Origin of the sequence: Streptomyces roseochromogenus subsp. oscitans DS 12.976 (assembly GCF_000497445.1) — a bacterium.
GTDB lineage: Bacteria > Actinomycetota > Actinomycetes > Streptomycetales > Streptomycetaceae > Streptomyces > Streptomyces oscitans.
Genome location: NZ_CM002285.1, coordinates 15,248 through 22,295 on the forward strand (window position 1 = coordinate 15,248; position 7,048 = coordinate 22,295).

The 7,048-nt window shown below is 70.4% G+C and carries 6 protein-coding genes; all 6 read right to left on the minus strand.

The features are described 5' to 3' along the window. Positions 1–368: 368 nt before the first annotated feature. Positions 369–1,490: a site-specific integrase gene (locus M878_RS50785; RefSeq protein WP_158692594.1), complete on the minus strand. Its 1,122-nt coding sequence runs from the start codon at positions 1,488–1,490 to the stop codon at positions 369–371. A gap of 428 nt (positions 1,491–1,918) precedes the next feature. After that, the gene (locus M878_RS50790) at positions 1,919–2,221 is read right to left on the minus strand and encodes a helix-turn-helix domain-containing protein (protein WP_023544059.1); all 303 of its coding nucleotides are present in this window, start codon (positions 2,219–2,221) and stop codon (positions 1,919–1,921) included. A gap of 100 nt (positions 2,222–2,321) precedes the next feature. Continuing rightward, complete coding sequence (locus tag M878_RS50795; RefSeq protein WP_209445471.1) at positions 2,322–3,353, minus strand: tyrosine-type recombinase/integrase; 1,032 nt, start codon at positions 3,351–3,353, stop codon at positions 2,322–2,324. Positions 3,354–3,458: 105 nt separating this feature from the next. Continuing rightward, a complete protein-coding gene (locus M878_RS50800; protein ID WP_023544061.1) occupies positions 3,459–3,866 on the minus strand; it encodes an AAA family ATPase in 408 nt (135 codons plus the stop codon). Beyond that, entirely contained in the window at positions 3,863–5,473 is a 1,611-nt protein-coding gene (locus M878_RS46365) for a Mu transposase C-terminal domain-containing protein (RefSeq protein WP_078630561.1), read from the minus strand. The genes M878_RS50800 and M878_RS46365 overlap by 4 nt, the downstream gene beginning before the upstream one ends. A gap of 113 nt (positions 5,474–5,586) precedes the next feature. After that, on the minus strand, positions 5,587–6,765 hold the full coding sequence (locus M878_RS91925) for an ATP-binding protein (RefSeq protein WP_158692595.1): 1,179 nt from the start codon (positions 6,763–6,765) through the stop codon (positions 5,587–5,589). Positions 6,766–7,048: the final 283 nt, after the last annotated feature.

The window sequence follows — 7,048 nt, forward strand, 5'->3', positions numbered from 1 at the left end:
TGGCGACCTCTCGCAGTGAAGGTTGAGCGCGCAGGCGTGGCTGTTGGAGAACGTCCTCGGCCTGGAGCCGCTGGGGAGGACGAGCGGCCCGTTCGCCGGACACAGGACGACAAGTGGATGCTCAACCTCACCGCCGCCCGCCAGTTCCACGCTCGGGAAGGGCACCTGAACGTGCCCAGGAAGCACATCGGAGAACTGCCCGTCGGCCTCGCCGGACCCGCCCCCCTCCGGCCGCGAGATCACCCCCGAGGACACCGTCCTCATCGACCCGGGCATGTGGACCGCGAACACCCGGCGTCGGGCCGACAAGCTCACCGACGAACGACGCGCCGACCTGGATGTGCTCGGCATGCGCTGGCGAGGGTCCATCACACGGGTCTGGTGAGCTTCGGGTAGGGCCGGTAGTGGGCAACTCCTGCGTAGGACATTCCTAAGGAGACAGTGAGGATCTTGGCGTCGAGTTCGTCTGCGAGAGCGAGCAGACGTGTGGAGCGCAGGATGCGCGGCAGGAGGCCGACGGGCGCAAGGCTGTCGCGGATGTGGGCGGCGCCGGCCGGTCCGTGGTGGGTGCGGGTGAGCCGGGTGACGAGCAGGTGGGGGTTGTCCGTACCGAGTCGGCGCCGGTGCTCCTGGCAGCGTTGCAGCGCCGTCCAGGTCGCACTGTCCAGAGGGAGATGCACTGATCTGCCGGGGAACCGGACGCTGTGGCGGTCGGAGTCGGTGTCGGCGTCGGTGAGCTGGCGCAGCTCGGTGATGGTTGCTGCGTGGAGGAGGGCGGTGAGGCCGATGAAGGCTTCGTGCGGATGGATGTTCTGGTTGGCGGCCCACCGTTCGTACAGGGTGCGCTGCCGGGCTGGGGGGAGAGTAGGTCCGTGAAATCCCCTCTGCTGCACGGCAGTTATCGGGTCCGTGGGGTTGTGGAGGATGGCCTTGGAGTGGTGGGCGTGGGCGAAGAACTGGCGCATTCCTGCGAGGTGGGAGGCGCGGCGGTCCGGGGCCAGCGCGAGGAAGGATTCCAGGTCGGCGGTGGTGACGCTCGCCCAGCTCGTATGTCCCTCGGGGTGGAGGTGGAGGGCCAGGTCTCGGATCGTGTCCAGGCGGATCTCGATGGTCTTCAGCTGGTTGGGGTGTAGCCCGAGTTGCTGGGCTCGCTCGCGCTGGAGCAGCAGGAAGTCGGCGAACCCGTCGACCTGGGGGCGCAGCGGGGCTGGGGTGGCCTCGATGCGGCGGGTGCGGCGCGCTGCGGCCCGCCTGTCGGCGAGGCCCGGTGGCGGGTCGAGGTGGCCATGGATGCGGAAGAAGTCGGTGAGTGCTCCCACGAGTTCGGGGGCGTTGTTGCGGGCGTGTGCGAGCAGCGTGTGGGGGTCGCCAGTCGTGGTCGCAATGATCAGGCGTGCAGTGGTGGCGACGACGTCTGCTGCGTAGATGGGGTGGCGGTGATCGGCGAGGTGCGCGGCGAAGTCGCTCCACCAGGGTGGTACGGCGGGCATGCGCCCGGCCCAGCCGGCCGCGCGGGTGATGACGGTGTGCGGTGCGTGCTCGTAGCAGCGCTTGCACAGGCCCTTGGCCCACTGGCCGTCAGTGCCACAGCGTTCACAGCATGCCGGGGGCGGTGCGGTGGCGGGATCGGCGCAGGCCCGGCAGCGCCGAGTCTCCGCGTCGAGGGTGCGTCGGCGCCCGCAGTGCTGGCACGGGCCCCGCGCCGGTCGGCCTGCCGAGCGGTGCCGGCACATCGCGCACAGGTCCTGGGTGGATCGCCGTGGCGCCCCGCAGGCGGAGCAGGTACGCGAGCACCAGGCGCAGCGGCCCGTATCAGGGCGCAGCCAACGCGGTCGGTGGCAGGCCGGGCAGTCGTCCTTGACCGTCCGGGGCGCGCCGACGGTGGTTATGTGCGGGTTCGTGGCGGGGCCGGGAGCGGTCACAGCGGCGGCAGGGACCGGTGGTGGCACACAGGCTGCTGCTGCGGAGGGTGCGAGGCCGGGTCGGGGGCGGTGCGCGGTGGAAGGTTTGAGGGCGCGGTGGAGTCGCTCAAGGTCAACAGGTCGCCTGGAGCGCAGTCGAGGGCGGCGCACAGGGCGGACAGGGTGGACAGCTTCACCTGGGAGGGCTGTTTGGTGAACAGGGCGGACACCGATGCTGCGGACAGTTCGAGGCCGGCACGCTCGACGAGGAGGCGGCGCAGTTGAGTGCCGGTCCAGATGCCGCGCTGTGCCGCGGTCATGCGCAGTTTCCACTCCACCTGGGGCGGTGGGGCGGGGGTCTGAACGGCACGCAGAGGAGGTGTTGTCACAGAGGCTCCGGGGGTCAGCCGGCCAGGTCGGTCAGGGCTGCGGACGTGGCACGGCGCCAGGCGTCCTCGACGAAGGTGAGGCAGGGGCGGACATAGGCCATGGTGGAGGCGATGTGCTGGTGTCCGAGCAACTGCTGGACGGTGAGCAAGTCCATGCCCTGTTCGTAGTGCAGGCGCGGCGCAGGTCGTGCGGGGTGAACCGGTCACCTTCGACCCGGCCTTCGGTGTCCAGGAGCCGGGCCAAGCGGTCGCGGACGGTCTCCGGCCTCAATGGCTGGCCGTGGGCGTCGCAGAACAGCGCGGCGGTATCGGGGAACAGGGGGCGGATGTCGCTCTGGTACCAGGCAAGGATCCGGTCCAGTCCGTCCAGCATCGGGGCCCATCTCGGGCGTGGTCCCGAGGCGTTGGCCGCTTTGCCGAACCGTACGTGGAGCTTGCCGGACGGGCCGAGCTCGGGGTGGACGTCGCACAGCTCGAGGCAGAGGGCTTCACTCAGCCGCGGCGCGGAGTGGTACAGGGTGCGCAGCAGCGCGTAGTCCCGTGCCGCGGCCGGGTAGTCGGATGTGACGGCCAAGCGGGCGCGTGCGTGGGCGAAGAAGGCCGCGAGGCGTTCGGCGGTGGGCGGCAGCCGGCGGGAAGGCTCGTCCCAGACGTGGCGCAGCCGGTTGAAGCGGTCCAGCGGATCACCCACCGTCGCGCCATACAGGGCACGGATCTCGGCGGCGTAGCGCAGGCGCACGAACGTGTGGAAGGCGCGCAGCATGTCCAGATAGCGGCGTCTGGTTCCCGCGGCCCGGCCCGCGAGCAGCAGATCGTGCAGCATCGCGTCCACGTGGGCGGACTCGATCTGCCACACCGGGCGGTCAAAGTGGGCCAACACCCGCGGAAGCAGGGAGGTGTAGGCGCCGATCGTCGTCGGGGCGAACCCCCGGCACACCCACGTTGCGGCGAATGCCTGAATGCAGCCGGCCTGGAAAGCCCACACGTCCCGTGCCGGTGAGGTGTCAAGGGCCAGGTCAGTGAGACCGCCCTCCACCAGCCGAAGAAAAGGCCTCTCCCCCACACTCCACCACCATCCCGTCGACGATCCCCGATTAAGGCAGCGCCTGAACAACAGGCGTGCCCCCGAAATCACCAACGAGACGACTGGAGAAAGGCAACTCTCTCCTTACGAACAACCCCGCGCCCCACACGCCTCCCCGTTGAGCCACTGGGCCTCGTCGACGAGGAAGGTACGGGGGCGTTCGGCCAGGGCCGTCTTCAGCAGACGGTCGAACTCGCTGGGGTGGCGCGGTGGCTCGCCGGCCAGGTCGAGCGCGGTGAACAGTTCGTAGCGCACCGCGCGGGCCGTGGGCCGGGCCCGGAAAGTGATCTTTCGGACGTCCTCGCCGGGTTCGAGTGCGCGCAGGCAAGTGTTGACGGCGAGGGTCTTACCGAAGCCAGCGCCGCCATGGATGCACATCATCGCGCGGGCAGCGACCGTGTCGGTGATGTTCTCCCGGGCAGTGAGCAGGGCGCGGGTGGTGACCACGGACGCGTCGGGCAGGTCGACGTACTGGTAGGTGGCCGCGGTCACGAGGCGTCTCCGTCTTCATCGGTGGTGGGAAGTGCGGCCCGCCCGCCCGGGCCGTCCGGGGCGCAAGCGCCGTCACGGCCGGACGGGTACCGGACGGGCGTGCCTGGCGCGGTCAGCGCGGCCAGGGAAGCAGGGGTGCGCCAGTCGGCCGGGGGCGCAGCGTGCGGGATGAGATCTGGCATCGCGAGCCGCGCGAGGTCGGCGTCGGCAGTCTGGGCAAGTTCGGCCTCGGCCTGCGCGGTGGTCAGCGCGCCGAGCCGCTGAAGTGCCTCGGGCTGGTTCACGGCGGCGTAGCGCTCGCGCTGCGAGGCCTCCAGGTCCTTCTTCAGACGGCGTGCGCGAGCGGCCCGCGCCCTTCGTACGGCGCTGACCTGTTCGTCGGTGGCCTGATCGGCCAGGTCCGCAGGACCCAGGTAGCGGCCGGTGGCCGCGTGGTAAACCTCGATCCGGTGATCGTGATGAGGCATGAAACGGATGCGGACCTGGATCCCGGCCTGCCCGGTCATCCACGGCCCCACGTAGTCGCGCCTCCTGAAGCGGATGCCGCGGGTGGTCAGCGTGCGGGTCCCGGCGTCCTCCAGGGTGAACGTCCACAGATCCGCGGCCGACACGTCCCGCAACGGAGTGGGATCGTCCTGCCACGCCTCAAGCGGAGTCCTGCCCCGCAACGGCGCGGGACGGTGCTCGGTGTTCCACCAGACGGTCCAGGCCAGCAGCCGGGCGGTGAAGTCCTCAAAGCTGAGCAGCACTTCGTCTTTCGGGCGAGAAGCCCGTTTGCCAGGGCGCGGCTGGCGGGCATAGCCGGGCAGCGCGGCCAGGAACATGCTCTCCACCGCCCGGTTCAGGCCCTCCACGGTGCCCTTGAGGTGGGGGGTGTAGGCGGGCAGATCCTCCACCGTCACGTCCAGGAGATCGAACGCGGCGGTCACCGTCCTGGACAGGAAGTCCTTGCCACGGTCCACCCGCACCTTCTCGGGCAGGCCGCCGAACGGGCCGTAGGGGTCCTCGCGCAGGACCGCGGAGCGCAGCGCGGCCAGCACCGATTCCCGCGACGGATCTCCCGGCGTGACCGCGACACCAGTGATCGCGTTCGTCGCGCAGTCGGTGAACCAGGTGATCCACGGCCTGCGAGCCTTGCCATCGACATCGACCAGCACCGGCGCCTGCATGTGGTCTGTCTCCCACACCTGATTGCGCCAGCCCCGCGGCCGGGCCAGGAACACATCATGCTTGCGCGCCGCCCGCTCCCCGCCCGCGAGCCCCGCCCGCTCCCCCGGCGTCAGATCCCGCTGGATCGCCCGGTGCAACGTCGGAATCGACGGAGGCGGCTCCCCCTCGCCCATGGCCGCGCGAGCGATCAGCTCACGATGGACTGCCGCGACGTTGCCCTTCCACAAGGCCAGCAGGCGACGCACTTCCGGGGTGACGGAGAAGCGGTCTTTGCTCTGGGCCCGCGCCCCGGGCTCCGCGGCCGCGGACTCGTCACGCTCGGCAGCGGCAAGCCACCGCCACACCGTGCGCTCGGTCACTTCCAACGACTGGGCCATCAGCCGTACATGCCGGGTCGTCAGTTTCTGGTCCTGCCGCAGGGCGAGCAGCCTGCGCACGGCAGGGCCGCGCAGCGCCGACAGGGAGGAAGAAGGCAGGCCTCCCCGCACACCTCTGTCCTCCCCGTGGATGCCGGAGCGAGAAGCGCCCTCTGTCGGCCCGGAGGCGCCGGTCACAGCGGCCCCATGAGCCGTGCGCAGGCCCGCTCCAGCATCCGGCGGTCCACTACCGCCCGGCTCCTGCCATAGGTCTCGGCGGTCAGGTGCGAGGTCAGCTTCGCCCAGGTCCGGAAGTTGCCGTGTCCTACATGCTCGTCCACCCACGCGACATCGTCCTCGCTCACGTCCTCCCACAGGGGGTGGAAGGCAGCCATCACGGTGGCCACCTCGCGCGGGCCAAGGCGCGGCACCAGCTCCCAGGTCAGCACCCGAGAGGCCAACGCGGGCACGCGGCGCAGCGCCCGTTCGCTGCCCGCACCAGCGAGCACAAGTGCCGTGTCCGTATCCGGGTGGTCCCACAGCCCGCGCAGAAACTCCAGCGCCGGCCCCGGAAGACGCTGTGCCTCGTCCAGTACCAGCACACGAGGCTGCCGTAGCGCGTTCACCAGCATCAGGTCGGCCTCCCCCGCCCCTCGCGGCAGACGCCTGCCCAGTTCCAAGGCGTCCGCGAGCACCCGGCGCAGTTCGGGAACCGTCGGATGCACACCGACATGGACCCGACGGACCCGGGCCGGGTGCGGCAGCTGGGACAGGGCGTACTGCAACGCGACGGTCTTGCCCTGGCCGGCGTCGCCGTACAGACACACCACCGCCCCCACCGCGGCCGCGTGCGCGACCGTCCGCAGCACCGACCGAACGGCAGGCGTGTGCACCACCTGGGCATCCGGGACCAGGACCGGGACCTGCGCCAGGTGCTTCTGCTCCCGCAGAAACACCTGCCCACCGACGCCTTTCTCCGCCACCACGTTCAGGCCCAGCTCGCTGAGGGCATCCGGCCGGCGCGACCCGGCCACGTCAGGCTCCCGCCCGGTCAGCAAAGCGCGCCCCGCCCGTCGGTCCCTGCGGATCACCCGACTCAACGTCGACATCGACGGAACTGGCACCTCACCACCGGTAGCCACCAGCCGACGCCTCAGCTCCGAGACATTGCCCCCCGCCTCCCCCAGCAGCGCCCACACCTCGTCCGACACTGCGTATCCCTGCCGGACCGGCGCCTCCGCCCGCCCCGTCGCCTTCGCCTGCTCCAGCCAGCGCCAGACCGTACGCTCGGAAACACCCACCGTCTCAGCGACCGCACGCACATGCCTCGTGGCCAGCTCCCCCGCCTGCTGGCGCTCCAGCAGACGACGCACCACCAACCCCCTGGGCAGTGCAGCCCCACGACCGGCCCTTACCTCTTGATCCACCCCACGATCACACCGACCGGGCCAACCTCAGCGCATAAGAACTCTCGAACCTGAGACAACATCAGCTGCCATGCGATAAAGCCCCACGACAGCGATCCCCCCATCAATCTCTCACCTCATGACAGCGGCCTGCCCACCCGTAAACAGCCGCTGACCAGCCCCGTAACACCCACCCCTGGACCAGCGCGACCGACTCTCACCACCACCGACACCAACCCGAGAGATCGCA